25 protein-coding genes and 1 pseudogene are annotated in these 25,697 nt (G+C 71.9%); 14 read left to right on the plus strand and 12 right to left on the minus strand.

What is annotated here, in order from left to right; translation table 11 throughout:
- The first annotated feature begins 576 nt into the window (after positions 1 to 576).
- Entirely contained in the window at positions 577 to 852 is a 276-nt protein-coding gene (locus tag LN251_RS33305) for a hypothetical protein (RefSeq protein WP_058927000.1), read from the plus strand.
- Here LN251_RS33305 and LN251_RS33310 read toward each other — a convergent pair.
- From LN251_RS33310 to sqr, 3 genes are read right to left on the minus strand one after another with little or no spacing between them, the layout of a single operon-like run.
- Complete coding sequence (locus LN251_RS33310) at positions 845 to 1,318, minus strand: DsrE/DsrF/DrsH-like family protein (RefSeq protein WP_404148365.1); 474 nt, start codon at positions 1,316 to 1,318, stop codon at positions 845 to 847. The genes LN251_RS33305 and LN251_RS33310 overlap by 8 nt on opposite strands.
- Positions 1,319 to 1,332: 14 nt before the next feature.
- Positions 1,333 to 1,650 (minus strand): TusE/DsrC/DsvC family sulfur relay protein, encoded by a 318-nt coding sequence (locus LN251_RS33315; RefSeq protein ID WP_458247869.1) that lies wholly within the window; start codon positions 1,648 to 1,650, stop codon positions 1,333 to 1,335.
- A gap of 17 nt (positions 1,651 to 1,667) precedes the next feature.
- Positions 1,668 to 2,909 (minus strand): type III sulfide quinone reductase, selenoprotein subtype, encoded by a 1,242-nt coding sequence (gene sqr / locus LN251_RS33320; protein ID WP_458247870.1) that lies wholly within the window; start codon positions 2,907 to 2,909, stop codon positions 1,668 to 1,670.
- Between the two features lie 246 nt (positions 2,910 to 3,155).
- On the opposite strand from sqr, the gene LN251_RS33325 reads away from it, so the two are divergent.
- Genes LN251_RS33325 through LN251_RS33335 form a run of 3 tightly spaced genes read left to right on the plus strand, consistent with a single transcriptional unit; the run spans position 3,156 to position 4,386 of the window.
- A complete protein-coding gene (locus LN251_RS33325) occupies positions 3,156 to 3,605 on the plus strand; it encodes an OsmC family protein (protein WP_458247871.1) in 450 nt (149 codons plus the stop codon).
- Positions 3,602 to 4,072 carry a nitroreductase family deazaflavin-dependent oxidoreductase gene (locus LN251_RS33330; RefSeq protein ID WP_458247872.1) on the plus strand — a complete coding sequence of 157 codons (471 nt, stop codon included), beginning with the start codon at positions 3,602 to 3,604 and terminating at the stop codon, positions 4,070 to 4,072. The genes LN251_RS33325 and LN251_RS33330 overlap by 4 nt, the downstream gene beginning before the upstream one ends.
- Positions 4,069 to 4,386: a hypothetical protein gene (locus LN251_RS33335; RefSeq protein WP_458247873.1), complete on the plus strand. Its 318-nt coding sequence runs from the start codon at positions 4,069 to 4,071 to the stop codon at positions 4,384 to 4,386. Before LN251_RS33330 ends, LN251_RS33335 begins: the two co-directional genes overlap by 4 nt.
- A gap of 558 nt (positions 4,387 to 4,944) precedes the next feature.
- On the opposite strand, the gene LN251_RS33340 is transcribed toward LN251_RS33335, so the two are convergent.
- The gene (locus LN251_RS33340; protein ID WP_458247874.1) at positions 4,945 to 5,730 is read right to left on the minus strand and encodes an SAM-dependent methyltransferase; all 786 of its coding nucleotides are present in this window, start codon (positions 5,728 to 5,730) and stop codon (positions 4,945 to 4,947) included.
- Positions 5,731 to 5,975: 245 nt separating this feature from the next.
- Between LN251_RS33340 and LN251_RS33345 the strand changes: the two genes are divergently transcribed.
- The gene (locus LN251_RS33345) at positions 5,976 to 7,235 is read left to right on the plus strand and encodes a PP2C family protein-serine/threonine phosphatase (protein ID WP_458248223.1); all 1,260 of its coding nucleotides are present in this window, start codon (positions 5,976 to 5,978) and stop codon (positions 7,233 to 7,235) included.
- Positions 7,236 to 7,250: 15 nt separating this feature from the next.
- Here the strand turns inward: LN251_RS33345 and LN251_RS33350 are convergent, their stop codons facing one another.
- Positions 7,251 to 7,691 carry an ATP-binding protein gene (locus tag LN251_RS33350; RefSeq protein ID WP_458247875.1) on the minus strand — a complete coding sequence of 147 codons (441 nt, stop codon included), beginning with the start codon at positions 7,689 to 7,691 and terminating at the stop codon, positions 7,251 to 7,253.
- A 263-nt stretch (positions 7,692 to 7,954) separates the two neighbouring features.
- Here LN251_RS33350 and LN251_RS33355 point away from each other — a divergent pair, with 263 nt between their 5' ends.
- From LN251_RS33355 to LN251_RS33385, 7 genes are all read left to right on the plus strand, one after another.
- Positions 7,955 to 8,830, plus strand: coding sequence for a helix-turn-helix domain-containing protein (locus LN251_RS33355; RefSeq protein WP_458247876.1), 876 nt, complete (start codon positions 7,955 to 7,957; stop codon positions 8,828 to 8,830).
- Positions 8,827 to 9,078, plus strand: a complete 252-nt coding sequence (locus LN251_RS33360; RefSeq protein ID WP_058926992.1) for a DUF397 domain-containing protein — start codon at positions 8,827 to 8,829, stop codon at positions 9,076 to 9,078. Before LN251_RS33355 ends, LN251_RS33360 begins: the two co-directional genes overlap by 4 nt.
- Before the next feature lie 84 nt (positions 9,079 to 9,162).
- Entirely contained in the window at positions 9,163 to 9,969 is an 807-nt protein-coding gene (locus tag LN251_RS33365) for an SAM-dependent methyltransferase (RefSeq protein ID WP_458247877.1), read from the plus strand.
- A 214-nt stretch (positions 9,970 to 10,183) separates the two neighbouring features.
- A complete protein-coding gene (locus LN251_RS33370; RefSeq protein WP_458247878.1) occupies positions 10,184 to 11,398 on the plus strand; it encodes a globin domain-containing protein in 1,215 nt (404 codons plus the stop codon).
- Between the two features lie 128 nt (positions 11,399 to 11,526).
- Positions 11,527 to 13,098: an oleate hydratase gene (locus LN251_RS33375; RefSeq protein ID WP_458247879.1), complete on the plus strand. Its 1,572-nt coding sequence runs from the start codon at positions 11,527 to 11,529 to the stop codon at positions 13,096 to 13,098.
- Positions 13,099 to 13,219: 121 nt separating this feature from the next.
- Positions 13,220 to 14,980 (plus strand): protein kinase domain-containing protein, encoded by a 1,761-nt coding sequence (locus tag LN251_RS33380; RefSeq protein ID WP_458247880.1) that lies wholly within the window; start codon positions 13,220 to 13,222, stop codon positions 14,978 to 14,980.
- A 105-nt stretch (positions 14,981 to 15,085) separates the two neighbouring features.
- Positions 15,086 to 15,760, plus strand: coding sequence for a LuxR C-terminal-related transcriptional regulator (locus LN251_RS33385; RefSeq protein WP_458247881.1), 675 nt, complete (start codon positions 15,086 to 15,088; stop codon positions 15,758 to 15,760).
- A 79-nt stretch (positions 15,761 to 15,839) separates the two neighbouring features.
- Here the strand turns inward: LN251_RS33385 and LN251_RS33390 are convergent, their stop codons facing one another.
- Complete coding sequence (locus LN251_RS33390) at positions 15,840 to 16,901, minus strand: glycoside hydrolase family 5 protein (RefSeq protein WP_458247882.1); 1,062 nt, start codon at positions 16,899 to 16,901, stop codon at positions 15,840 to 15,842.
- A 199-nt stretch (positions 16,902 to 17,100) separates the two neighbouring features.
- On the opposite strand from LN251_RS33390, the gene LN251_RS33395 reads away from it, so the two are divergent.
- Positions 17,101 to 18,147 (plus strand): LacI family DNA-binding transcriptional regulator, encoded by a 1,047-nt coding sequence (locus LN251_RS33395; protein WP_458247883.1) that lies wholly within the window; start codon positions 17,101 to 17,103, stop codon positions 18,145 to 18,147.
- A 253-nt stretch (positions 18,148 to 18,400) separates the two neighbouring features.
- Here the strand turns inward: LN251_RS33395 and LN251_RS33400 are convergent, their stop codons facing one another.
- From LN251_RS33400 to LN251_RS33425, 6 genes and pseudogenes are all read right to left on the minus strand, one after another.
- Positions 18,401 to 18,739, minus strand: a complete 339-nt coding sequence (locus LN251_RS33400) for a PadR family transcriptional regulator (RefSeq protein WP_458247884.1) — start codon at positions 18,737 to 18,739, stop codon at positions 18,401 to 18,403.
- Positions 18,740 to 18,824: 85 nt separating this feature from the next.
- Complete coding sequence (locus LN251_RS33405) at positions 18,825 to 20,486, minus strand: cellulase family glycosylhydrolase (RefSeq protein ID WP_458247885.1); 1,662 nt, start codon at positions 20,484 to 20,486, stop codon at positions 18,825 to 18,827.
- Between the two features lie 136 nt (positions 20,487 to 20,622).
- Positions 20,623 to 21,213 (minus strand): TetR/AcrR family transcriptional regulator, encoded by a 591-nt coding sequence (locus LN251_RS33410; RefSeq protein WP_458247886.1) that lies wholly within the window; start codon positions 21,211 to 21,213, stop codon positions 20,623 to 20,625.
- Between the two features lie 28 nt (positions 21,214 to 21,241).
- On the minus strand, positions 21,242 to 23,254 hold the full coding sequence (locus tag LN251_RS33415; RefSeq protein ID WP_458247887.1) for a galactose-binding domain-containing protein: 2,013 nt from the start codon (positions 23,252 to 23,254) through the stop codon (positions 21,242 to 21,244).
- A 237-nt stretch (positions 23,255 to 23,491) separates the two neighbouring features.
- Entirely contained in the window at positions 23,492 to 24,715 is a 1,224-nt protein-coding gene (locus LN251_RS33420) for an aminotransferase class V-fold PLP-dependent enzyme (RefSeq protein WP_458247888.1), read from the minus strand.
- Between the two features lie 129 nt (positions 24,716 to 24,844).
- Positions 24,845 to 25,072: pseudogene (locus LN251_RS33425) on the minus strand (YceI family protein); the annotation flags it as partial.
- Between the two features lie 208 nt (positions 25,073 to 25,280).
- Between LN251_RS33425 and LN251_RS33430 the strand changes: the two are divergent.
- The gene (locus LN251_RS33430; protein ID WP_458247889.1) at positions 25,281 to 25,682 is read left to right on the plus strand and encodes a helix-turn-helix domain-containing protein; all 402 of its coding nucleotides are present in this window, start codon (positions 25,281 to 25,283) and stop codon (positions 25,680 to 25,682) included.
- The last annotated feature ends 15 nt before the right edge of the window (positions 25,683 to 25,697 follow it).

Raw genomic sequence — 25,697 nt, forward strand, 5'->3', positions numbered from 1 at the left:
GACAACCTCCTGTCGACTCAACTCTCCTTCACTCAGGCGGCGTTGACACTCGGGACGATCCGCGAAACGGTGATGGCCCCGTCGGCCCGCCCTGAGGTCCGCCATGGCTCCGCCGCCGGCGCCCTCGGCCGACACCGGCCTCGTGGCACGCCCGCGGGACCTCGCCCCCCTTCGTCCGCGAGCACGCGCTGCGCGCCGAGCAGGAGCTTCGTGTGGCACACCCCTTGCCGCAGTTCCTCCGCCTCGACGCGGATCCTGGCGCGGCAGCCGATCAGCCCGGCGATCACCTCGACCTTCGCGGGCGCCACGACCGCGACACCGGCCTCGGGTGCGGCCGCGACCGCTGTCCGGCTCGTCCCGCGCTTCTCGGCGGCGTCGTCCTCCCCCGCCGTGCAGGCCGCGACCGCCGGCAGCAGGGCGAGGGTGCCGGCCAGACCCGCACGGCGCAGCAGGCGGTACGGATCAGCGGCGGCGGCTGTTCAGGGGCGGTGTCCGGGAACAATTCGCTCTCCGGGGGCGCTCACTCAAATACCACCGCCGGTACGAATGCGAGCGAGAAGGAAGGGCGTGAGTCCGATGACGGGCACGGGAGGAGAGCGGTTCCACGAGATCGCCGACTCTGATCTGGTCACCGGTTGCGGCCGGCGTATCGCGGTGAAGTGCCTGCGTTTGACGAAGCAGGAGCGGCCGATCACCCGGATCGCACTGGACGTGGGCCGCGACGGGGGCGGCGTGCCGGGCGCGTGGGCCGCGCTGACCGCGGACGAGGCCCGCGGCCTGGCCCAACTGCTGCTGGCCCAGGCCGCCGTGGCGGAGCGCGGCACCGACGGGCCGCGCGGAACACTCAGGTGAAGATGATCTGGCCGCCGGCGGCGTGTTCGTAGAACTCGCCGACGGTGATGATGTCCTGGACCTGCTCGACGAGGTCGTCCTTGTCGAGTTCGAAGAGGTCGACGGAGGCCTTGCAGGCGTAGATGCCCGCGCCGGTGTCGGCGATCATCTCGATGAACTCGGGGATCGGCGGGATGTCGAGCTTGTCCATCTTGCGTTCCATGTAGTGGGTGACCAGGTCGGGCACGCCCGGCATGCCGCCGAGCAGGGTCGGCAGGTGCAGGCCCGGGTTGCCGACGGTGGCCAGCTTGATGTGCTCCCAGTGCTTCTTCGTGATGGCGTCCAGGCCGAAGAAGGTGAAGAACAGATCGGCCTCGATGCCCTCGGCGCGGGCGCCGTTGGCCATGATCAGAGCCGGGTAGATCCCCTCCAGGGACCCCTTGGAGACGATGATCGAGACCTTCTGGATCGTGGCGGTGTCGGCCATGACCGGCGTCCTCCTCAGATGCAGCCGCGGGGCTTGGGGATACCGGCGATCTTCGCGGCCGTCTTCGCCGGTCCCTTGGGGAAGAGCTGGTAGAGCTCCTTGACGCTCACGCCGGAGGTCTTGCCCAGCACCCGCACGGTGGGTCCGGTGCCCTTGGCGGCGTACTGCTCGCGCATGAAGCGGATGACCGTCCAGTGCCGCTCGGTCAGGGTGTCGATGCCGAGTTCCTTGGCGATCTGCTCGCCCATGGCCTCGGTCCACCGCTCGGGCTCGGTGAAGAAGCCCTCGTCGTCGACCGGGACGGCCAGTCCGTCATAGGTGGCGGTGGGCATGACTGTCTCCTTCTCGTTCAGGCGGGAAAGTGGATCTTGCCGCGCTCGGGCATCGCCGAGCCGATGCCGGGCATCTCCCGGCCGGGCAGCAGGCTGTGCCAGTACAGCCACTCGAAGGCGAGCTTGCCGAGGTGCGCGGCGTGCGACTCCTTCATCAGCGGCAGACCCACCGGGCCCGGGAAGTGCCCGGGCAGCGGCTCGGTGTCGTAGTTGAAGTCGATCAGCAGGGCCTTGTGGAAGCCGGTCTCGACGAAGCAGTTGGCGTGCCCGTCGAAGGAGCCGTCCAGCGGCTCTCCCGCGAGGAAGCGGCCGATGTTGCGTACCAGCACCTCGCCCTCGAAGTGGGCCACCGAACCGGCCTTGGAGGCCGACAGCCCCGCCGCGTCACCGATCGCGAACACCTCGGGACGGTCGGGGAGTTGCAGGGTGTGCGCATCGACCGGCACGAACCCCAGCTCGTCGCCCAGACCGGGCGAGCGCTCCACGTACTCGGCGCCGCCGTGCAGCGGCACGACGACGGCGAGATCGAAGCCGACCTCCCGCTCGTCGTACGACACCAGCCGGCCGCCCTTGCCGTCGACCTCGCCGAGCGTGAACTCGGTGACCAGCTCCACGCCCTTGCGCTTGAGCAGTCCGCCGAGCGTCCGGGCCGCGACCGGCTTGGTGAACGCCCCGTCCAGCGGGGTGGCATACGTCAGCTCGACCCGGTCCCTGATGCCCCGGCGCTGGAAGTACCAGTCGGCCAGGAAGGCGAACTCCAGCGGCGCGACCGGGCACTTGACCGGCATGTCCGCCACGTCGACGACGACACGGCCCCCCTCGAAACGCTCCAGCGCTTCGTGCAGGCCCACCGCCCCGGGCAGGTCGTAGAAGGTGAAGACGTTCTCGCCCCACCCCGGACCCGTCAGCCCCTCGGTCTCCTCCGGGAGCAGCCGGGCACCGGTGGCGACCACCAGGACGTCGTAGGCGACCCAGCCGCCGACCGCGAAGTACACGGTCCGCGCGTCGAGGTCGACCCGGTCGATCCGGGCCCGCCGGTAGTCGATGCCGTCGTGCAGCTGGTGCGGCCGGGAGCGGACCAGGGCGTGCTGCTGGGCGAGGCCGAACGGCACGAACAGCAGTCCCGGCTGGTAGACGTGGCTGTCGTCCTGATCGACGACCGTGATCCGCAGCTCACTCTCGTCGTACGCGCGGCGCAGCCGGTTGGCCGTCATGGTGCCGGCGGTGCCGCTTCCGAGAATCACGATGTGTTTGCCCATGCCTCCACGGTCGGGCCGGAGATCAGTCCGGGGCAGGGGCCGATGGTCCCCTCGGCGGGTACCCACCGGGGTATCCGTGGGGCCCCCTCGTCCGGGCCGCGGAGCGACGGCCGGGACGTGTGACCGCACCTCGGCCGCCCCGCCAGGGCCGAACGGCCCCCTGCGCACCCGGGTGGCCCGCTGACCGCCCGGCGCCCAGGCGCTGCACTGAAGAGGACAGCGGGTACGGCACCCAGGAGGCAGGTCATGGCAGGAACCGCGCCGGAGACGGCCACGTCAGTGCCCGTGCGGGACTACGCACACGTCATCGACGTCACCCACGTCGACGGAGACGCCTACGCCGTCGACGTCCGCGACCACCGCCTGCTGGTCGACCAGCCCCTGGACGCGGGCGGGACCGACATCGCGCCGACCCCGACCGAACTGTTCGCCGCATCGCTGGCCACCTGCGTCGCCTTCTACGCGGGCCGCTTCCTGCACCGGCACGGGCTGGCGCAGACGGGTCTGCGTGTACGGGCCGAGTTCACGATGGCGCCCGACCGGCCGGCCCGGGTCGACGCCGTACGCATCGTCGTGTCGCCGCCGCCCGGGCTGCCCCCGGAGCGGCTGCCCGCCCTGGCGGCCGTCGTCTCGCACTGCACCGTCCACAACACCTTGCGGCAGCCGCCCGAGATCGCCATCAAGGTGGTGCCGTGAGCGCGCCCGCCGAGTACCGTCCGGTCGCGCCGGGCCCCGCGTACCGGGGAGGTGAACCCGCCGTGCCCTTTCCCCGGCTCCTGAGCCGCCGGCTGCGCGGCGGCGTCAACCGGGCCACCCTGCACCTCGCCGGGCATCTCGCCTTCGCCGACCTCGAACACGTCGGCCGCCGCACCGGCACCGTGCGCCACACACCGCTGCGCGCCTTCCGCACCGGGGACACGGTCGTCGTCGGCATCAACTTCGGTCGAGAATCGGACTGGTTGCGCAACATCCGGGCCGCCGGCGGTGGCCGGATGCGGCTGGGCGGGCAGTGGCTGCGGCTCGGCGCCCCGCGGATCGTGCCCGTCGCGGAGGGGGTACGGGGCATGCCGTGGCTGTTCGGTGCCGCGCTGCGGTACGTGGTGCGGACGAAGGAGTGCGTGGAGCTGCCCGTACTGGGCGAGGGATCGGGGCCACCGACATGATCGTCGTCGCCGTAGTGCTCCAACTCCTCATCCTCGCCGGGGCGTTGTACGACACGGCCCGCCTGCTGGGACCGGACACGGGCCCGCACCACGTGGCACGCGCCAGGCGCCGCCGCACGGCGCTGGAGACCGCCGAGCGACGCCTGGTGGAGCGACGGCTGCACGGCCGGATCGACGCGGTCGCCTACCGGCAGGCGATGCACGCGCTCGCGGAGGGGCGACGGGTGGCGGTGTGGTGGCATCCGCTCACGGAGGGCAGGCGGGCCCTGATCCGAAGCCACCGGCTCGCGGAGGGCCGGCGGGGACGCGGCTGACGGCGGAGGGCCTGCGATCGGATCGGTCGGCAGTCGGCACAGGCCGCGGCGCCACGCACACCCTGTCGCGGCACACGTCGCGACACCGCGGCCGCCGCTGATGCGATACGCGGCGCCGCGCCGGGCAGCGGCACGACACCCGGCACCTCAACCGTCGCGACACCGCGGCCGGCGCTGATGCGATACCCGGCGTCACGCTGTGGAGCGGCACGACACCCGGCCGCCGGCCCCCACCCTCGGCACCTCACCCTGCCCGTGACGCGGCCTCCCGGCGCGGTGGCGTGGGCGTCAAGGGACCGACCGGCCCCTGCTCCGGGCCGCTCGCCCCTCCTGCATCCGCGGTCGCAGCGATGATCATTGAGTTAGGCGCGGACGCCGGACCCGGCACTGCAAGGGGCTCCCCCGTCCCCTCGGGGACGGCGTCCGTGCCAGGGGGACGGCCGCTCGTGGGGCCTCGGTCGCGAGTGGGTCGTCCACCGGGTCCCTGGCCGGGCGGTCCGTTCCCCGCCGGGGTTCGCCTGTGCGCGGGGACCGTGCGTCTCCCCCGGGCGCGCCCCGTCATCCGTTCTTGCGGCCGACTCCCGCGTACACCCAGTACTCCGAAGGGTTGTCCGGGACGGCGTCCTGCGGGTCCGGCCGCCACAACGGGACGTGGACCAGGCCCGGTTCGGTCAGTTCGAAGCCGTCGAAGAAGCCGAGGATCTCGTCCTGGGAGCGCGTCGCGACCTGCGAGGTGGCCTTGGAGTTGTACAGCTGCGTCACCGCGGCGGCCGTGCGCGGGCGGTCCTCGTTCGTGGCGTGGGACAGGGCCAGCCAGCCGCCCTCGGGCAGAGCGTCCCGGTAGGCGGCGACGATGCCGGCCGGGTCCTCCTCGGGTGTGACGAAGTGCAGGATCGCGACCATCAGCAGGGCGACCGGCTGGTCGAAGTCGATCAGCTTGCGCAGCTGGGGCGCGGACAGGACGTCGGCGGGGCGCCGTATGTCGGCGTCGACGATGTCGGCGTCCGGATTGTCCGCCAGCAGCGACGTGCTGTGGGCGACGGCCACCGGGTCCTTGTCGACGTAGACCACGCGGGCCCCGGGACTGGCCGCCTGCGCCACCTCGTGCACGTTGCCCTGGGTCGGGATGCCCGAGCCGAGGTCGATGAACTGCCGCACCCCCTCTCCGACGAGGTGACGCACGGCCCGGCCGAGGAAGGCGCGGTTGGCGCGGGCCAGCATGCGCACCTGGGGATCGATGGCCGTGACGGCCGCCACCGCCTCCCGGTCGATGGCGAAATTGTGCTGTCCACCCAGCATCGCGTCGTACATACGGGCGACACTGGCCCTGTCGGGATCGGTCACCGGTGTTCCTGCACTGTCGGACACCACAACATCCTCTCGGACAAGGGCTCTTGACGCCTCATCATATAGTTGCTGTCGACGCGCGGTGATCCGTTGTCACAGCCGCGCGGCCGGCCCCCACCCGGAAAGGCACGACCCTGCGGAACGAACCGCGCAGCTCCGCCGACGACACCCCCGCCGTCCTGCCGTCGCCCCGCCGGTCGGCCTTCTCCCCTGCGGCCGACGTCATCGGCTCCGAACTCGATCTGCGGTTGACGGGCAGCCATGTCGTGCACGCCCTGACGCCCGGGTTCTGCGACGCCGCGTCCGTGTACCTGCTGGAGCGCTGGCGGCGCGAGGAGAGCGCGTACGCCGTCGCCGATCCGCCTCAGCGGGAGGCGCGCCGGCTGGCGGTCCGCGTGGGCGCGGACGCGCCGGAGACCTGGGAGGGTGTCCTGCCGGTCGGCGAGGTGATCGTCTTCCCGCGCGGGACGCCGTACGCGCGCGCCCTGACCGACGGCCATGCGCAGCTGCTGGACACCGTCGACGCGCACACCACCGAGCGGCTGAAGGCCTCGGCGGACGGCGACGAACGCATCGACCGGCTGCTGCAGGTGGGGTCCTTCCTGGTGGTGCCGCTGCGGTTGCGCAACGACGCGATCGGGTTCGTGGCCTGCACGCGCGGACCGGACCGGGGGCGGTTCACCACCGCGGACGTCGCCGCCGTGGAGTCGCTGGCCGCGCGCGCCGCCGTCGCGCTGGACAACGCGCGCCGCTACGAGCGCGAGCGCCGCACCGCCCTGGCCATCCGCAACAGTCTGCTGCCCGGCGCGGTCCAGGAGGTCGAGGGCTGCCGTATCGCGCACGGCTCGCTGCCGGCCGGGCAGGGCACGGTCATCGGCGGCGACTGGTCCGACGTGCTGCGGCGGCCGGGCGAGCGGGTCAGCCTGATCGTCGGGGACGCCATGGGGCACGGCCCGGAGTCCGCGGTCGCGATGATCCAGCTGCGCACCGCGGTACGCACCCTGGCCGGCCTGGACATCCCCGCCGCGGAGCTCATACGGCGGCTGGACGACCTCGCCAGCGAGACCCCGGGCGCGTCCTTCGCGACCTGCATCTACGCCGAGTGGGACGCGCGGCTGCGCACCTGCACCCTGGTGGGCGCCGGGCACCCTCCCCCGCTGCTGCGCGGCGCGGACGGCCGGACGGCGCCGGTGCCGCTCGTCGGCGCGGGCCTGCCCCTCGGGCTGGGCGCGGGCAGCTACGAGCCGACCGTGCTGGAACTGGCGGAGCCCAGCGTGCTGGTGCTCTACAGCGACGGCCTGGTGGAGTCCCGCGACGACGACATCGACCACGGGATCGCGCGGCTGGCCGGCGCCGTGGACGAGGCCGCGCTCGCCCCGCCGGGCGCCGTCGACGACACGCTGTCCGCCGTGTGCCGCAAGCTGCTGCACGCGCCGGCCGGACCGGGTGGCGGGGACGACCGCACCCTGCTGCTCGCCGAGTTGACGCCCGCGAAGGACTGACACCGCCGCGCGCCCTCAGGCCGTCAGGTTCGCCCACACGGCGTTGCCGCCGGTGAGTCTGGACCGGTCCACCCCCCAGGCGTCGGCGAGCTGTTCCACCAGGAGCAGCCCGCGTCCGCCCTCGTCCTCGGGGCCCGCCTCGCGGCGGGGCAGTTCGCTGCCCGAGTAGTCGTGGTCGTGCACCTCCAGGCGCAGGCACACGTCGCTGACGAAGCCGATGCCGCACAGGATCCGTGCGCTGAGCGTGTGGCGCACGGCGTTGGTGGCGAGCTCGGACAGCAGCAGCACCGCGTCCTCGCACAGCGCGGTCGGCAGCCGCCAGGCGGTGAGCCGGGCGCCTATGGACCGGCGGGCCACTCTCACGCTGGAGCGGTGGGCGGGCAGCTCGAGCCAGTGCGTGCGGTCGGGGTTCGCCACGTCTAACAGCTGTGGTGACGAAGTCAAATGGGGGGGCACGGTGTTGGCCTTCCGTGGGGCGGGCGGCAGCCAGGCGCGGGGAACGCCTCGAACGTCGGAGCACGCCAACTCGGCTTGGGGTGGGCGCGGTTGACGGACCGCGCGCGCGTTCGGCGGCACGGTTCACACCCGTAACTATGATCGCACCCAGGTTCAGCCTGCAACAGACCTGCTGATAATTTCAGCGAGCCGGTATCGGTCTGGTGAGGTCATCAAGTCGCTGTCAGACTCTGGCAGGTGACAGTCCCTCAGGAGGTAAGGGCGTGAGCGAAGGCCGTCAGGGCACGGGTGGCAACAGTGCCCCCACCGTGCTGCGCATGATCCTCGGCCGCCGGCTGCAGGAGCGCCGGCAGGGTGCGGGCGTCTCGCTGGAGGCGGCCGCCAAGGCGCTGCGCGTCACGCCCCTCACCATCCGCCGGCTGGAGAAGGCGGAGGTGGGGCTGCGCCCCCTGTACGTGGAGCTGCTGCTGCAGACGTACGGGGCCGACCGGCAGGAGATCGACGAGTTCGTCGCCCTCGCCGAGCGGGCCAACGAGCCCGGCTGGTGGCACACCTACCGCGATGTGCTGCCCGGCTGGTTCAGCGCCTATGTGAGCCTGGAGACCGGAGCCAGGACGCTGCGCACCTACGAGCCGCACTACGTCACCGGACTGCTGCAGACACCCACGTACGCGCGCGGAGTGCTCGGCGGCGGCTTCCCGAACGACAACGACGAGGACCTCGACCGCCGGGTGGACCTGCGGCTGCGCCGGCAGAGCCTGCTGGAGAGACCCGACGCGCCCACGCTGTGGGTGGTGATGGAGGAGGCCGTGCTGCACCGGGTGGTGGGCGGCCCCGAGGTGATGCGGGAGCAGATCGAGCGGCTGCTCGAGGTCTCGGAGCTGGCGCACGTCAGCGTCGACGTCGTGCCGTTCACCGCGGGCGCCCACGTCGGGGCCTGCGCGCCGTTCACCTACTTCCGCTTCGAGGCCCCGGAGCTGCCCGACATCGTCTACACCGAGATCCTCTCGGGCGCGATGTACCTGGACCAGCGCTCCGACGTCGTGGCGCATCTCGAGGCGCACAACCGCATGTCCCTGCTGACCTCGGACGCGGACAGCAGGGCACTCCTGAACCGCATGCGCAAGGAGTACTCATGAGCTTCATCGACTGTCACGTGTACAACGGCATGCCCGCGTCGGACCTCGGCGAACAGGGCTGGGAGTCGCCGTGGAGCGGGCCCAACGGGGGGCAGTGCGTGCAGACGAAGCAGCTGGCCGACGGGCGCGTGGCCCTGCGCCAGTCGACCGACCCGGCCGGGCCCGCCCTCATCTACACCCCGGAGGAGATCGCCGCGTTCGTCGCCGGCGTCAAGCGGGGCCTGGCCGACCATCTGGCCACCGGCTGACCGAGAACCCCAGCGGGAAGGACCCGTGCCGGCCCTGGCCGCGACCTGCCCGACACCCCCACGATCACCACCGAAAGGGACAGGATGAGCAACTCCCACGCCGCGCGGGACATCGACACCAGCCGGCCCCACTCCGCCCGCATGTACGACTACTACCTGGGCGGCAAGGACCACTTCGACATCGACGAGCGGGCCGGTGAACAGGTCGCCGGCGTCTTCCCGGCGATCTACACGTGCGCCCGCGAGAACCGGGCGTTCATGCACCGCGCCACCAGGGTGCTGGCCCGGGAGCACGGCATCCGGCAGTGGCTCGACATCGGCACCGGCATCCCCACCGAGCCGAACCTGCACCAGGTCGCCCAGTCCGTGGTCCCCGACGCCCGGGTGGTGTACGCCGACAACGACCCGCTGGTGCTCAAGTACGCCGAACGCCTCATGCGCAGCACGAGCGAGGGCCGCACCACCTACATCCACGCCGACTTCACCGAGCCCGACACCATCCTCAACGCGCCGGAGCTGGGCGAGGCGCTGGACCTGACGCAGCCGGTGGCGCTGTCCCTCAACGCGCTGCTGCACTTCATCCCGGACGCCTGGGGCCCGTACGACATCGTCGCCCGGCTCATGGACGCCCTCCCGTCGGGCAGCGCGCTGGCCATCAGCCACTGCACGCCGGACTTCGACCCGGAGACCTGGCGGAAGCTCGTGGACATCTACATCAGTTCCGGGACCGAGGTGCAGGTGCGGTCCAAGGACGAGTTCGCCCGTTTCTTCGAGGGGTTCGAGCTGCTGGAGCCCGGCGTCAGTGTGGGGCACCGCTGGCGCCCCGACGGCGAGGCCGACGCGACGGACGCCGAGGTCAGCCTGTGGACGGCGGTGGGGATCAAGCCGTAGGGCCGCACGGGAGAGCGTGGCGGGGCCGGTCGGCTCCGGAACCGGGAGGCCCCTGTGGGCCGGTGGTCCCCGGTCCCGGGGCCGACCGGCCCCTCTTGGCCTCCCCGCCCCAAAACGGCCCGGAAAGTCCGGTGGGGGCCTGCTAGACCTGGGGCCGCCGCCCGCTGACGGGGCGGCGCTCTTCCTGCCACACCGTTCCCTTCCGGGAGGTCCCATGCTGTCCGCAGAGTCCGCCGCCGTGGTCCGTGCCACGCTGCCCGCCGTCGCGGGAGCACTCGACGAGATCACGACGCGCTTCTACGGCGCGATGTTCCACGACCGCCCGGAACTGCTCGACGGGATGTTCAACCGCGGCAACCAGGCCAGCGGTGCCCAGCGGCGGGCGCTGGCCGGCTCGATCGCCGGGTTCGCCACCATGCTCCTCGACCACCCCGACGTCCGGCCCGACACCCTGCTGGACCGCATCGCCCACAAGCACGCGGCGGTCGGGGTCACCGACGACCAGTACACGATCGTGCACAAGTACCTCTTCGGCGCGATAGCCGAGGTGCTCGGCGACGCGGTCACCCCCGAGGTCGCGGCCGCCTGGGACGAGGTGTACTGGCTGATGGCCGGCGCGCTGATCGGCCAGGAGGCGCGGCTGTACCAGGAGGCGGGCGTCCAGCCGGGCCGGATCTGGCGGCAGTGGACGGTCGTCGAACGCCGTACCGAGACCCCGGACGCGGTGTCCTTCCTGCTGCGTCCCGCCGACGGCGAGGCGGCGCCGCGGGCGCGCGCGGGCCAGTACGTCAGCGTGCGCGTGCGCATGCCCGACGGGGTGCACCAGCTGCGCCAGTACAGCCTGTCCTCGGCTCCCGGCACGGACCTGCGGCGTATCACCGTCCGGCGGGTCGAGGGCGAGGGCGGCGCACCGGACGGCGAGGTCTCCAACCTGCTGCACGCCGAGGTGCGCGAGGGCGACGAACTGACGCTGTCGGCGCCCTTCGGCGATGTGTTCCTCGACGACCCGGCCGACGCCACCACCCCCGTGGTGCTGGTCTCGGCGGGCATCGGCGGCACCCCCATGACGGGCATCCTCGCCCACCTCGCGGCCATCGGCTCCACCCGCCCGGTCACCGTCCTGCACGCCGACCGCTCCCCCGCCGAGCACGCACTGCGCGCCGAGACGCGCGAGCTGGCCGGCCGACTGCCTGGCGCCCGCGCGGAGTTCTGGTACGAGCAGCCCGGCAGGGAGGAACCCGCCGCCCGCACCGGCCTGATGGACCTCACCGGCATCGAACTGCCCACCGACGCAACGGTGTTCCTGTGCGGCCCGCTGCCCTTCATGCGCGCCGTGCGCACCCAGCTGCTGGGCGCGGGCATCCCGGCCCGCCACATCCGCTACGAGGTCTTCGGCCCCGACCTGTGGCTGCCCGGCGAGTCCGACTGAACGGGCCGCACCCGCACGGGCCGTCCGGTCCCCCAGGGTGCCGGACGGCCCACAGACGGCCCTGGTCCGCCAGGGAAGAGTGAGGTGCGCGGTCGCGGAGCGACCGTTGGGAGACGAGGAGTCGGGCGATGGCGAAGGCATACCTGGTGGGCGGTGGGATCGCGGCGCTCTCGGCGGCCGCGTTCCTGATCCGGGACGGCGGGTTCGAGGGGGCGGACATCCATCTCTTCGAGGAACAGCGGCAGTTGGGCGGCAGCCTGGACGCCGGTGGCTCGCCGGACGCCGGCTACAGCATGCGCGGCGGGCGGATGTTCGAGGCGGAGTTCCGCTGCACCTACGATCTGCTGTCCGGCATCCCCACCCTCGACGACCCCTCGGTGTCGGTGACCGAGGAGATCCTGGCCGGGCACGAGGAGTTCGGCTGGGACGACGCCGCGCGGCTGGTCGACGGCGAGGGACGGATCGTCGACACGTCCACGATGGGCTTCTCCGAGCGCGACCGGCTGGAGCTCGTGCGCTGTGTGGCGACCCCCGAGAGCCGTCTGGACGGCAAGCGGATCACGGACTGCTTCGGCGAGCACTTCTTCACCACCAACTTCTGGTTCATGTGGTGCACCACGTTCGCCTTCCAGCCCTGGCACAGCGCCATCGAGTTCCGCCGCTATCTGCGCCGCTTCATCCACCTCTTCCCCGAGTTCTCGTCCATGTCGGGGATCCACCGCACCCGTTACAACCAGTACGACTCGATCGTGCTGCCCCTGACGGCCTGGCTGCGCGAGCGCGGTGTCGTGGTGCACTCCGGCGCCCGGGTCACCGATCTGGGGTTCACCGCGGGGCGGCACAGCGGCACGGTCGAGACGCTCCACCTCCACCGGGGCGGCCTCGAGGAGAAGATCGCCGTGGCGCCCGAGGACCTCGTGTTCGTCACGAACGGCTCCATGACCGACGCCTCCTCCCTCGGCACCCACACCTCGGCCCCGCCCCCGGCGCCGGGCCGTTCCGGCTCCTGGCTGCTGTGGCACCGACTGGCCCGGGGGCGCGAGGAGTTCGGCAACCCGGCGGCCTTCGACAAGCACGTCAAGGAGTCGCGCTGGGAGTCGTTCACGGTCACCGCCAAGGACCCCGCCTTCCTGGACGCGCTCGCCGAGTTGAACGGGCGCGAGACCGGCCGGGGCGGCCTGATGACCTTCACCGACTCCAACTGGCTGCTGACCATCGTCGCCAACCGCCAGCCGGTCTACCGCGACCAGCCCGAGGGCGTCTCGGTGTGGTGGGGCTACGGTCTCTTCCCGGGCCGCGGGGGCAACTACACGCCCAAGCCGATGACGATGTGCTCCGGCCGGGAGATCCTGGAGGAGGTCCTGCACCACCTGCGCATCGACGGGGAGGTCGCGGAGCGTGTGCTGGCCACCTCCACGGTCGTGCCGTGCGTGATGCCGTACATCACCAGCCAGTTCCTGGTCCGGCGTCGCGAGGACCGGCCGCACGTGGTGCCGGAGGGGTCGGTGAACCTCGCCTTCATCGGGCAGTTCGCCGAAGTGCCGGACGACGTCGTCTTCACCGTGGAGTACTCGGTGCGCACCGCCTGGACGGCCGTGTCCCGGCTGCTGCACCTGGACCGGCAGCCGCCCGCGGTCTACAAGGGCCACCACGACCCGCAGGTGCTGGCCGCCGCGCTGGAGACCATGCACCGCCGGTGAACCGGCGCCCGGGCAGGACCTCATACTGATCGAAACCGCTGTCCGCGCGTCGCTGCTGCGTTAGCCTCGTGTTCCCCTCTTGGGCGAACTGGCATACGACGAACATCACTTCGGGGGACCCGTGTCAGAACAGCGGTCGGTGCCGTCGGGCTCGGCACCGGACGAGGCCGCGGCACTGCGGCAGACCGGCGCCGCGCCTCTGCATTCGGGCGATCCGCGGCGCATCGGCCCCTACGTGCCGCTGGCGCTGCTCGGCAGCGGCGGCATGGGGCGGGTGTACCTCGCCCGTCCCGCGGGCGGCGGGCCGGGCCTGGTCGCGGCGAAGGTGATCAGGCCCGAGTACGCGGAGGACGCCGGTTTCCGGCGCCGGTTCGAGCGCGAGGCGTCGGTGCACGACCTGGTCCCCACCGCCCGTACGCCCCGGCTGTGCGGCACGGGCTTCGAGGACCGGCTGCTGTGGATGGCCACCGAGTACCTGCCGGGCCTGGATCTGGCGGACGCCGTGCGCGAGGACGGCGCCCTGGCGACCGTCGCGGTGTGGCGGCTGGTGGCCGAGCTGGGGCGGGCGCTCGCCGACCTGGCCGCCGCCGGGATCGTGCACCGGGACCTGAAACCGTCGAACGTGCTGCTGACGGTGCGCGGCGCGCACGTCATCGACTTCGGCCTGTCGAAGGCCGTCGACGCGAGCGCCCTGACCGGCACGGGCAACCGGGTGGGGACGCCTGCGTACATGTCGCCGGAGCACCTGCGCACGGGCACCTGCGAACCGCCCTCGGACGTGTTCTCGCTGGGCGCCACGCTGGTCTACGCGGCGACCGGGCATGCGCCGTTCGGCGACGGCACGGGCGTCGACGTGATGCACCGGGTGGCCTTCGAGGAGCCCAACGGGAAGCTGCTGGGCCAGGTCGCGGAGGCGGACGCGGACCTCGCGGCCCTGCTGTCCGCCTGCCTGGCCAAGGAGCCGGAGGGCCGGCCCACCCCGCGAGACCTGGTCGACACCGCTTCGGGCCACGCCGAGGCGGCCGACTGGCCCGAGCCGCTGGCCGGCCGGGTGCTGGCCCGGCAGCGGGCGTACGAGGTCCTCGACGGACTGCCCGGCGAGGGGACCACCCGCCTGCGCTCCCCAGAGGAGCCGGGGGCCATGGCTCCCGCCGCCGCCGGGCCTGCGGCGTGGCCCGCCGGCGGCGAGGCCGAAGCGGGCATGACGCCGGCGGACCCGCCCGAGCGCTTACCCGCCGACGAGCCCCGCACCGCCGGCCGCAGGAAGCCGCTGCTGGTCGTCGCCGCCGGCGTCGTGCTCTGCGCGACGGCCGCGGGCATCCTCGCCCTCGACAACCCCCTCCCGCCCGCTTCCCACGCCTCCCCCGGCTCCCGCGCGGCCGGCGGCGGCTCCGTGTCCGACGGCGCCCGGCCGACGGCATCGGGTTCCTCGGCGTACACGTCCGCCTCCGGCAAGAACGTCGACGGAGGGGCGCGGACCGCCGGCTCCCCCTCGGCGTCCACCACCACCGGCTCGGCCCGGCCCGGGCGCCACGGCACCTCCACCGCCCCGGCGGCGCCGGGGCCGAGCGCGAGCGACGAACCGACCGGGGCGGCGCCGACGACCGCCACGCCCGGGGCCCCCGCGACCCCGCCCTGGATCTCCGACTGCACCTACTACGCCGGCAGCGGCCGCACCCGTGAGGGCGACAGCGGCAAACGGGTCCTGCAGGTGCAGTGCATGCTGACCAAGCGCGGCTACAGCGTGGGCGGTTCGGGCGTCGACGGCGAGTTCGGCCCCGGCACGACGGCCGCCGTGGAGAGCTTCCAGAACGACAAGGGGCTCGACGCCGACGGCGTCGTGAGCCACGACACCTGGACCGCGCTGCGCGAAACCGACTGAGCGCGTGATCGACACCACAATCGACACGGTGCCGTTTCGATAGCGGCGGGACTACGCTGGGCTTCCACGTGAACGAAACGGTTTCGTTCAGGGGAGAAGCTCGCCATGACCTCCGTACTCGTCGTCCATGACCAGTCCCTACAGCGCCTCGGCCTCCGTATGCTCCTCGCGGCCGAACCCGACCTGACCGTCATCGGCGACGCGGCGAACGCCCTCGATGCCGCCGACCGGTGCGAGGAACTCCGTCCCGACGTGGTCGTCCTGGGCAGCGGAGCGTGCGACGCGGACGGTGTCCCGGCCATCCGCCGCATCACCCGCCCCGCCATGCCGGGCGAGCGCCGCCCGCGCGTCCTGGTGCTGACGCCGACCAGCAGCGAGGCTTACGCCTCCGCCGCGCTGCGCGCCGGGGCAGGCGGTTTCCTCGCCCAGCACGCCACCCCGCAGGAGCTGACCGCGGCGGTCCGCGTCGTGGCGGCCGGGGACGCCGTCATCACCCCAGCCCTCACCCGCGCGCTGATCGAGACCGTCCGCCAGGAGCAGCCGGCCCCCCGCACCGCACGGCGGTCCGGGCTGGCCACGCTCACCGAACGCGAACGCGACATCCTGACCGCCGTGGCCTCCGGCTGGTCGAACGCCGAGATCGGCGAGCGGCTGTCCATCGCGCCCACGACCGTCAAGTCCCACGTCAGCCACATCCTCGCGAAGATCGGCGCGCGGGCCCGGGTGCAGGCCGTGATCTTCGCCTACGAGACGGGGCTGGTGCGCCCGGCCGCCGCCTGATCACACCGGTGCGGCCCATCGCTCGAAAGACCTCGCCGCAACGGCCGGGCGCAGTACGGCCGTTGCGGCGAGGAGTCCGTCAGCCCTGGACGGGCCGGCCGCGGCCCCAGGCCCACGCCAGCCGGTCGGCACCGGACTGGTTGGTGGTGGCCAGCCACGGGCGGGACGGATCGCCGACCAGCTTCTGCATCGAGTAGATGTCGTCGGTGCGCAGGCCGGGCCAGTACACGGAACCCATGCCGAGTTCGCGGGCGGTGTCGGTCTCGGCCTGGATGAAGTTGACGTAGTTGTCGTCGGGCGCGGGCTTGTCGTAGTCGAGGCCCGTCGTCATCGGGGCGCCGAACTCGTCGATGACCGTGCGGTTCGCGCAGTCGCCGATGCGCTCCTTGAGGTCGGACACCCACTGGTCGTAGGTGGCGTACGACTTCCAGAAGCCGTAGTGGTGCAGCGACAGGTAGGTGCCCTTCAGGCGCGGGTCGGCGCAGACCGAGGTGACGTGGTCGTTGTAGCCGGCACCGCTGACGAAGACGCGATTACGCGGGACGGACGGGTAGGTCGCGAGCCACTTGGCGGCGATGTCGGCCCACTGGGCGTCGGTGTAGCCGTGCGGTTCGTTCATCGGCTCGAAGTAGACGCGCGGGTCGTGCCGGTACGTCTTGACGACGGTGTCCCACATGGGCCAGAAAGTGGCTTCGTCGTCGATGTAGCCGTCGCGCTTGTCGCCGGTGCCCTCCCAGTAGGACACGATGACCTTGAAGCCATGGGCCGAGGCCGCGTCGATGACCGCGCGGTAGGACTTCCAGTACGCGCCGTTGACCGTATAGGGGTTGATGGGCAGCCTGACGGTGTTGGCGCCCAGGTTCGCGCGGAACGCGGTGATGATCCGGCTCGCCTTCGCGTACGTCTGCGCGTAGGTGTCGGAGGTCGACAGACCCGAGAGCTGGAGGTAGTCGTCGGCGAAGTTGTCACGCGGGTCGGCCCAGTTGACGCCCCGGAACTGGCTCGTGCCGGTCGGCGCGGCGGTGGAGGCGGAGGCGGGGCTGCCGGCCAGTGTCGCGCCGCTCACCGCGGCGATGGCCACCGCCACACAGGTGGCGCGCAACCGGGAGCTGAGGCGGTTCTTGGCGGGGGTCTTGCGCATCGACGTGCCCTTTCAGGAGGTGGCGGCTCGGCGCTCCGCGCGATGTTTACGTAAACATGAACTGCCGTCGTGGGGGATGTTTACGTAAACTCGGCGGCGCCGGAATCGTGGCATCCGCCCCGGCGGCAGTCAAGGTGTCGCACGCGTAACATCCGGTGGGCTCCGCAACGGGTGCGGGGCCGGGTCGAAGGAGGCTCCAGTGGTGGAGCGGGGTGGTTCCGGCGTGCCCGGTGGGCGCCGCAAGCAGCGGGTGTCGATGGCCGACGTCGCCAAGCTCGCGGGCGTCTCCTCACAGACGGTCTCGCGGGTCTCCAACGGCCATCCCGGGGTGATCGCCTCCACCCGGGAGCAGGTGCTGGCGGCGATGCGGGAGCTGGGCTATCGGCCCAACAGCGCGGCGCGCGCCCTGCGTTACGGGCAGTTCAACACCATCGGCGTCATCCTGTTCAGCCTGTCCTCGACCGGCAACAGCCGCACGGTCGAGGCCATCGCCACGCACGCGGCGGCCGAGGGCTACGCGATCACCCTGATCCCGATCGACGTGCCGACCCAGGACAACGTCCTGGGTGCCTTCACCCGCATGGGCGAGCTGGCCGTCGACGCGGTCGTCGTCATCATGGAGGTGCACCTCCTGGACACCGGAACGGTCCAACTGCCGCCGGGCGTCCACGTGGTGGTCGTCGACTCGGACGCCGGTGACCGCTACTGCGTCGTCGACACCGACCAGGCCGACGGCGCCCGCAAGGCCGTACGGCACCTCCTCGACCTGGGCCACGAGACGGTGTGGCACGTCACCGGGCCCGAGAGCTCCTACGCCGGACAGCGCCGAACTCAGGCCTGGCGTACGGAACTTCAGGAGGCCGGCCGTCCCGTACCGCCTTTGCTGCACGGCGACTGGTCGGCCGAGTCCGGCTACGCGGCCGGCCTCACCCTCGCCGGCCGCCCCGACTGCACCGCGGTGTTCACGGCCAACGACCAGATGGCGCTGGGCGTCCTGCGCGCCTTCCACGAACGAGGGGTCGCCGTCCCGGAGGACATCAGCGTGGTCGGCTTCGACGACATCCCCGACGCCGCGTACTTCGTGCCACCGCTGACCACGGTCCACCAGGACTTCGCGGAGGTGGGCCGACGGTGCGTGGAGAAGGCCCTGCAGCAGATCCGCGGAGCCGGCGGGGTGCCCGCGGGCACGGATCTGGTGCCGACATCGCTGGTGGTGAGGGGGAGCACGGCGGCGCCACCAGGGTGACGCAACCCGGCTCCCGTCCAGTGGAACCGCGCTACCTCGCGCCCCGGTCCGGCGCGGCTGGGTGCCGCCGGACCCGGATCAGCTATGCAGCAGCCGATCTGCCCTGCCTGCCAGTGGGCGGCCTGGGCGAGGGAAACGGCGGCACCGGGGTGGTGCGGCCGCACGGTGGTCAGGACCTGGGCCGAGAACGCGGCCGCGCCGTCACGTCCGCCCGCGTGCCGCGTTGTCAGGGTCCCGGGTTCCCACGGCGTTTTTACCCCTCACCGACCGGACGGTTCGCCGCCCAGCCCGGCAGGGGCTGTTTGCGGGCGCGGTAGGTGCGGGCCAGGGCCAGGCGGGCCTGTTCGGCGCCGTCTTCGGTGATGCGGTAGAAACGGCGGCGCGGGCGGCCTGCCTCCTCGTGGACGGCCGGGTCCTCCCAGCTGCTCTCCAGCCAGCCGACCTGTTCCAGACGGGCGAGGATCGGATAGATCGTGCCCGACGGCAGTCCCGCCAGTTCGCACAGCTCCAGGCCGTAGCGCTCCTTGGCGGGGGCCTCCAGCAAAGCCCGCAGCACCAGTTGGGTCTGCAGGGTCATACGGAGCGTACCCATACTCGTACTCTACATAGCCTGTGTATGGGCTGCACAGGGGCCCGGAGGTGATCGGCGGGGGCGGGCGCCCCCGCCGATCCGCGGGTCAACCGGTCGTGCAGGTGCTGCCGTTCAGGGTGAACCCGGTCGGGGCGGTGTTGGTGGTGCCCTTGCTCGCGATGAAGCCGACGGTGACGGAGCCGCCGGCGGGGATGGTGGTGGTGTAGGAGGCCGGGGTGACGGTCACCGCGCCGCCGGACTGCGCGGCCGTACCGCCCCACATGTTGGAGACGGTCTGGCCGTCGGCGAAGGCGAAGCCGAGCTTCCAGCCGTTGACGGCGGCGGTGCCCGGATTACCGATCTTGATCTCGCCCTGGAAGCCTCCCGACCACTCCCCCACGACGCGGTACCCGACCGAGCAGGCGGTGGTGGGGGCCTTGTCGGTGGTGACGTTCACGCCGGCCGAGCGGGCCGAGCGGTTGCCTGCCGCGTCATGGGCGTAGACGGCGAAGGTGTACGCCGTCGCGGCGCTCAGCCCGGAGACGGTGGCGGTGTTGGTGGTGGAGGTGGCGACCCGGGTCTCGTCGCCGCCGGCGACGCGGACGACGTCGTAGCCGGTGACGCCGACGTCGTCGGTGGCGGCGGGCCAGGTGAGGGTGACGGACGTGGCCGTGACGGCCGAGGCGGCGGGCGTGCCCGGGGCCGTCGGCGCCTGGGTGTCGCCGGAACCGCCCCCGAAGACCGTGGCCTCCTTGGCGGTCTGGGCGATGCCGTTGGCGCCGTTGAAGACGCGCTGTCCCCAGGAACTGAGCTGCTTGGGGTCGAAGTTGACCGCCAGGTCCAGGATCGGGTCGGTGTTGCCACTCCACGACCAGGCCAGGTAGCCCAGTTTCAGCTGCTGGGCGGTGGCCATCATGGTGTCCTCGTCGGGGTCTCCGTACTGGTCGGCGGGACCGCCGAACTCACCGATCACGATGGGCAGTTCGGCGTTAACGTAGGCGTGGAGGTAGTCGGTGATCTCCTGTGCGGTGTCGTACACGCTGTACATGTGGATCGAGAAGATGAGGTTGCCGGTGCTGTCGGCGTCGTAGACCGACTTGGCGTTGGCGCGCATCACGCCCTGCCAGTCCTGGCCCCAGTTGGGCGCGTCGACCATGATCGTGTGCTGGATTCCGGCGGCGCGCAGCTTCTTGACGGCGGCAATGGTGGGGGCGGTCCAGCCGTCCGGATTCGTGTTGCCCCAGGGCTCGTTGCCGATGTCGATGACGATGTAGTTCTCCTGGCCGGCCAGGACGTCCTTGAGGCCGATCCAGTAGTCGGCGGCCTGGTCGAGCGTGCCGGCCGCGCTGTCCTCGCCGTAGCCGGTGGTGTCGTGCACCTCCAGGACGCAGATGAGCCGGTTGGCCTTGCACTGGGCGATCACGTCGGCGACGTCCGAAGCGCTGTTGGCGGCCCAGCGGTGGCCGTCGGCCAGGACGACCCGGACGGAGTTGGCGCCGAGGGCCTTGATGTCGGCCAGCGACTGCTTGGTCTTCCCCGGATACCAGGTGTGGGCGGCGTTGACGCCGCGCATGACGAAGTCGTTGCCGTTGCCCTCGACCAACCGGCCGTTGCTGATGTGCAGGCCGGTGGCCTGGACGCCGGGCGACTGGGCGTGCGCGGCGGCGGGGAAGAGCGCGCCGACGAGGACGAGTCCGACGAGGCTCGCCAGCAGGGCCTTCAGGCCCGTCGAGGGGTGCTGTCGTGTCGTGCTGCTTGTTCTTCTCACTGCGGCTCCATGGGGGTGAGCGCCGGGAGATCCAGGCGTGGACATGGCACGAGCAGATTCATGGGAGCGCTCCCATGAATCCACATCGCCCAGTACACGTCAAGGAGTGGGACGTGGCCCCGTCCTCCCGCGCCGCTCAGACCACGAGCCCCGCGATGTGCGCGACGACCGTGTCGCAGATCTCCGACCAGGCCGACTCGTCCCCCAGGACCAGGAAGTTGAGGGTCAGCCCGTCGGTGACGGCGGCCAGGTAACGGGCCAACACCGGTACCGGCACCCTCAGTTCGAGATCCCGTTCCAGCCGCAGCCGCTCGATGAGTTCCGCGAAGGCGCTGGCGTACAGCTCGTGCTGGCGCCGGGCCAGATGCTCGAATCCCGGCTCGCGCAGCGCGTACTGCGTCAGTTCGTAGGTGAGCATGTGCTCATCGGGATGGGCGCGCACATGGTCCCAGTACGCCCGGAAACCCGCCCGGACGGTCTCCTCCAGCGTCGCCTTCGGGCGCAGCGCCTCCTTCACCACGATCACGGAGTGGTCGGTGAGGGTGGTGATGACCGATTCGATCAGGGCCTGCTTGGAGTCGAAGCAGTAGTGGAAGACGCTCAGGGACACGCCGGCCTCGGCGGCGATGGACCGGGTCGTCGTCCTGGGGACGCCGTCCCGGGCCATCGCCCGGATCGCCGCTTCCGTCAGCTGGGTACGTCGTTCGGCCGACGGTCTGCGTGCCATGCGTGTCCTCGGGTGTCGTGCGGGGGTGTCAGGCGCTGTGGACGCCGACGTCGTAGAGCGAGTATCCCCAGGAGGTGCCGCGGGCGAGGCCGTGGACCCGGACGTAGCGGGCCGGGGTGCCGGTGAACCTGGCCGTGTCCAGCCCGCCGTCGCCGGAGGTGGTGGACCAGGCGGTCTGCCAGGTGGTGCCGTCGGTGGACAGCTCGATCCGGTACGACTTGCCGTACGCCCGCTCCCAGTCGAGGGTGACCCGGGAGACCAGGTGGGTGGAGCCGAGGTCGACCTGCCACCACTGGTCGTCGCTCCAGTCACTGGCCCAGCGTGTGCCGCCGTCCCCGTCGACCGCACGCCCCGGCTGATAGCTGGTGAACGGGTTCCACTCGGACGAACTGGCCGTCGCCGGCTGCCCCTTGGCGAGGTCGACCGACGCCTGGTGCCGCTCGGTGGCACCCCAGGTGTCGAGGTAGGACTGCGCGCCCCGGAACAGGTCGTCGACCACGGTCTGTCCGCCGACCTTCCTGATGTCCTCGATCCAGTCCGGGATCATCCCGACGTGCGCGGCGCCGTCGGTGTTGATGTCGAACGTGCGCTCACCGGAGGTCTGTCGGTCGATGACCGAGCCGCCGTCGACGCTCTTGAAGGGGTACGTCACCGGGTTCGAGGTGTTCGCGCCGCGCGGGGCGGGGTGGTCGCCGACGCCGTTGAAGTCGGTGCCGTAGCCGTAGCCGACGCCGTACTTGTCGCGCAGTGCCTTGGTGCGGGCCGCCTCGGCGACGAAGCCCTCGGAGCCGTGCATGTACTGGGCGACGAAACCGCCGAGGGAGTAGACCCGTTCGGTCCAGTTCAGGTCCATCCAGCTGTGCGAGGAGATCACGCCGGGGTAGGAGGCCGACTCCAGGATGTCGAGGGCCTGGCCGACCGCCTTGACGCTCATGTGGTCGATCTCCAGCATCATCTTGCGCTTCATCATCCCGCGTACGGCGTACTCGCCGAGGTCGGTGAGCCCGCGTTTGTTGCACTGGGCGTCGGAGTCGTACGACGGCACCGTGACGCCCGACGGCAGGTCGGACTCGGCCGCCGAGGAGGCGTTGCCGATGGGGTTGTCGTGCTGCGGACCGGTGCACTTCTCGGTCTGCCAGAAGGTGCCGGTGGACAGGAACTGGCCGACGTTGATGGCCGTTCCGAGGCCACCGGAGTCGAAGCGGACGCCGCACAGGGCGTTGTCGAACTTGTGGCACAGGAACATCGAGCGCACGCCGAGGCCGTACAGCTCGTCCAGGCCCTTGTCGATGTCGGCCTTGCTGCACTGCGGGATGTCCAGGACCTGCTTGCAGCCGAAGGGTTCGGAGGTCTCGACGCCCAGGATGACGGCCAGCTTGCCCTGTTCGATGACCTGGCGGGCCTGCGCGCTGTCGGTGACGATCCGGAACCAGCCCTTGCCGGGGCCGCCGTACATGGCGTCGACGTAGTCCTGGAGCTGGTACGTCATCCTCGCCTGCAGTCTGATCGACGTCATCTCGTCGCAACTGCGGTCCTTGAACGGGTAGATGGAGCAGATCATGCCGTTGGTGACGAGGTCGTTGACCAGCACGCGCTGCCCGCCGCGCCAGGCCCGTTCCACCCAGGCGTAGTAGTCGGCCTGGTGGGTCATCGAGTCGTAGGCCGGCCAGTCCTTGAAGGTGGGCCAGCCGACCGGGTCGTGCCTGCCGTCGCCGCCGTGGGTGATGTAGTCGAAGACCGCGAGGGTGCCGTCGGGGTAGTGCTCGGGGCAGTCCTTGAGCGCGTCGGCGACACCGTTCAGGGAGAACACCTTGCCGCAGATCAGCCGTCCGCCAAAAGCCTCGTTGCCGAAGAGGTGGTTGTGGGCGTCGACGAACCCGCGCACGTTTCCGGCCGAGTCGGTGCCCTTGAACGGCTCGCCGGTGACGTTGATCTGCACGTCCGGGGTGGGCGCCGCGGTCGGGATCCACCAGTCGCCGCCCGCCGCGGAACTCGGCGTGGGGCCGAGGACCACGGCGAGCACCAGGAGGAGCAGCGACATCAGGGTGACGTTCCTGCGTCTGCGGTTCGAGCGTCGGTTCGGCGTCACTGCCCACGTCCCTCCGTCGGCGCGATGGCGCGGCCGGTCCCATGGCGTTGGGGGAACCATGAGGTTGTCATGACCAGCGCAATATCTGGGACGAGGATCGGGGTGACGGCCCGCCGAGTCAAGGGTCCGGGACGCCTGACCTGATGACGCCGGGGACGTTCGGCGGCCCTTGAGCGCGCCGGGAGGGGGTCAGTTCGCGAATCGAGTCCATTCGCCGAGCACGGGTACGCACTTCTCCGCGAAGTACTCGTAGTCAGCAGGCGTGTTGTACACGTGCGCGGACAGCCGCCAGTAGCCGATACCGGCGAAGCTGGTGAAGGCGGCCTCCACGTCGAGTTCGCGGGCGACGCGGTCGCGCAGGGCGTCGGCCTCGACGCGGGTGCGGCCCAGGCCGTCGGGGAGGCGGACCAGGCGCATGCCGGGCACGGGCATGCCGACGTCGACCCGGCTGTCCTCGCCGGTGAGCTCCGCGAAGGCGGCGCCGACGACCTGGGCGCCGTGGTCGGCCAGGTCGTCCATGTAGCGGCGGGCGGCGTCCCAGCCCCAGGTCTGGTCGATGAAGGCCAGGGCGGCCGGCGCGGCCAGGTAGGAGGTGGCGTCGATCGTGCCCTGCTGGTCGAAGCGGTCGGGATAGGGGTCGTGGGCGCCCCACGAGTCGATCAGCGGGTACAGCCGCTCGCGCTGAGGGCCGCGCGCGACGAGCGCCGCGGTGCCGCGCGGGGCGCAGCCCCACTTGTGCAGGTTGCCGGTCCAGAAGTCGTACGGGGCGTCGGCGAGCGGTGCCGGCAGCAGCCCGGGGGCGTGCGCGCCGTCGACGAGCATCGGGATGCCGCGTCGCCGGGCCTCCGCCCCGATCGCCTCCACCGGCAGCCTGCGCGCGGTCGCCGAGGTGATCTGGTCGACGACGATCAGGCCGGTGGCCTCGCCGAGTTCGGCCACCACGGCCTCGTACGCCTGCTCGGCGTCGGCGTCCAGCGGCACCCGGGCGGTGCGCACCCGGCCGCCCCAGCGGCGGGCCAGCCGCTCGGCGCCCATGGTCACGGCGCCGTAGCCGTGGTCGGTGACGACGATCTCGCCGCCGGGGCGCGGGGCGAGGGCGGCGTAGACGACGCTCGCGCCGGCGCTGGCGTTCGGCACCAGGGCGAGGCCGCCGGCGTCCACCCGCAGGAACGCGGCGAGTTCCCGGCGGGCGGCGGCCAGACGCGGGGGCAGCGTCGGGAACCACACCACCGGCGCGCGTTCCATCTCGGCGCGCAGTTCCTGCTGCCGCTCCTGCGCCGCCAGCGGGACGGCGCCGAAGGAACCGTGGTTGAGGTGCCGGAGGGCGGGGTCCAGCGACCACGCCTCGGCGGCGGGCCGGCCGTCGGCCAGCAGCAGGGGGCGCGGCGCGGTGGTCGGATGGGTTTCGCTCACGTCGGGCAGCTTTCGGGAGGACGGTCGATCACCCGCATCCTGACACGGCACGCGGGCCGCCGGACGGCCGGTCCGGCGGCCAGGCTCCGCGCCGCGCGGACCACGGCCGTCCCGACGGCGCGTGGGCGGCTACTCCGGCGGGGTCGGGGTGTCGTGGGTGCGGTACATCGCCTGGACGTCCAGCTCCAGTTGGACCGTCGGGCCGACGACGGCGATGCCACGCGCCAGCATGGACCGCCAGTTGAGGGTGTAGTCCTCGCGGTGCAGTTCGGTCTTGGCCAGCGCGGCGCAGCGCAGTTCCTCGCCGTAGCCGCCGTTGACCATGCCCAGGTAGGTGGTGTCGAGCGACACCGAGCGGCGGGAAACAGGCGACCGCCTGGAGAAGTTGCTGGACGGGCGGCCTGTGCTCGTCCGGCATGCCGAGCGCCTCGCGGCGTCCGACACCGCGGCGCTCAACACGCTGCTCGCCTCGCGTCCGGGCGTGCCCCTGCTGGTCACCCACACCCCCGGGGCCTCGCCGGGTCCGTGTCTGCAGCGGCTTCTGGACACCCTGGCGGCTCGTTCGGTGACGTTGCCCGCGCTGCGCGAACGACCCGAGGATGTGAGGGAGTTGCTGACGGCCCTGACTCCGCGCCCGGCCCCTGGACATCCTCCGCTGACCTGGACGCTGGACGCGTTGCGCGCGCTGGAGCAGGACCCCTGGCCCGGCAATGTCACCGAACTCGCCCATATGGTCCGCGCGTTGGCCGAGCATCGCCGCTCGACCGGGCCCGTCCGGCGGGCCGAACTGCCGGACCCCGTGCGCGAGGGCCCCGCACCGCGCCCGCTCAGTCCGATGGAGCACGCCGAGCGCGCCGCCATCCTCGACGCCCTGCGCCTCCACGGCGGCAACAAGGCCCGGGCGGCGGCGGCCCTGGGCATCGGCCGCGCCACCCTGTACCGCAAGCTGCGCGGCTACCGCGCCTGAACCCGAACTCCAGGT

The sequence above is a fragment of the Streptomyces sp. MAI_2237 genome, from assembly GCF_054189285.1.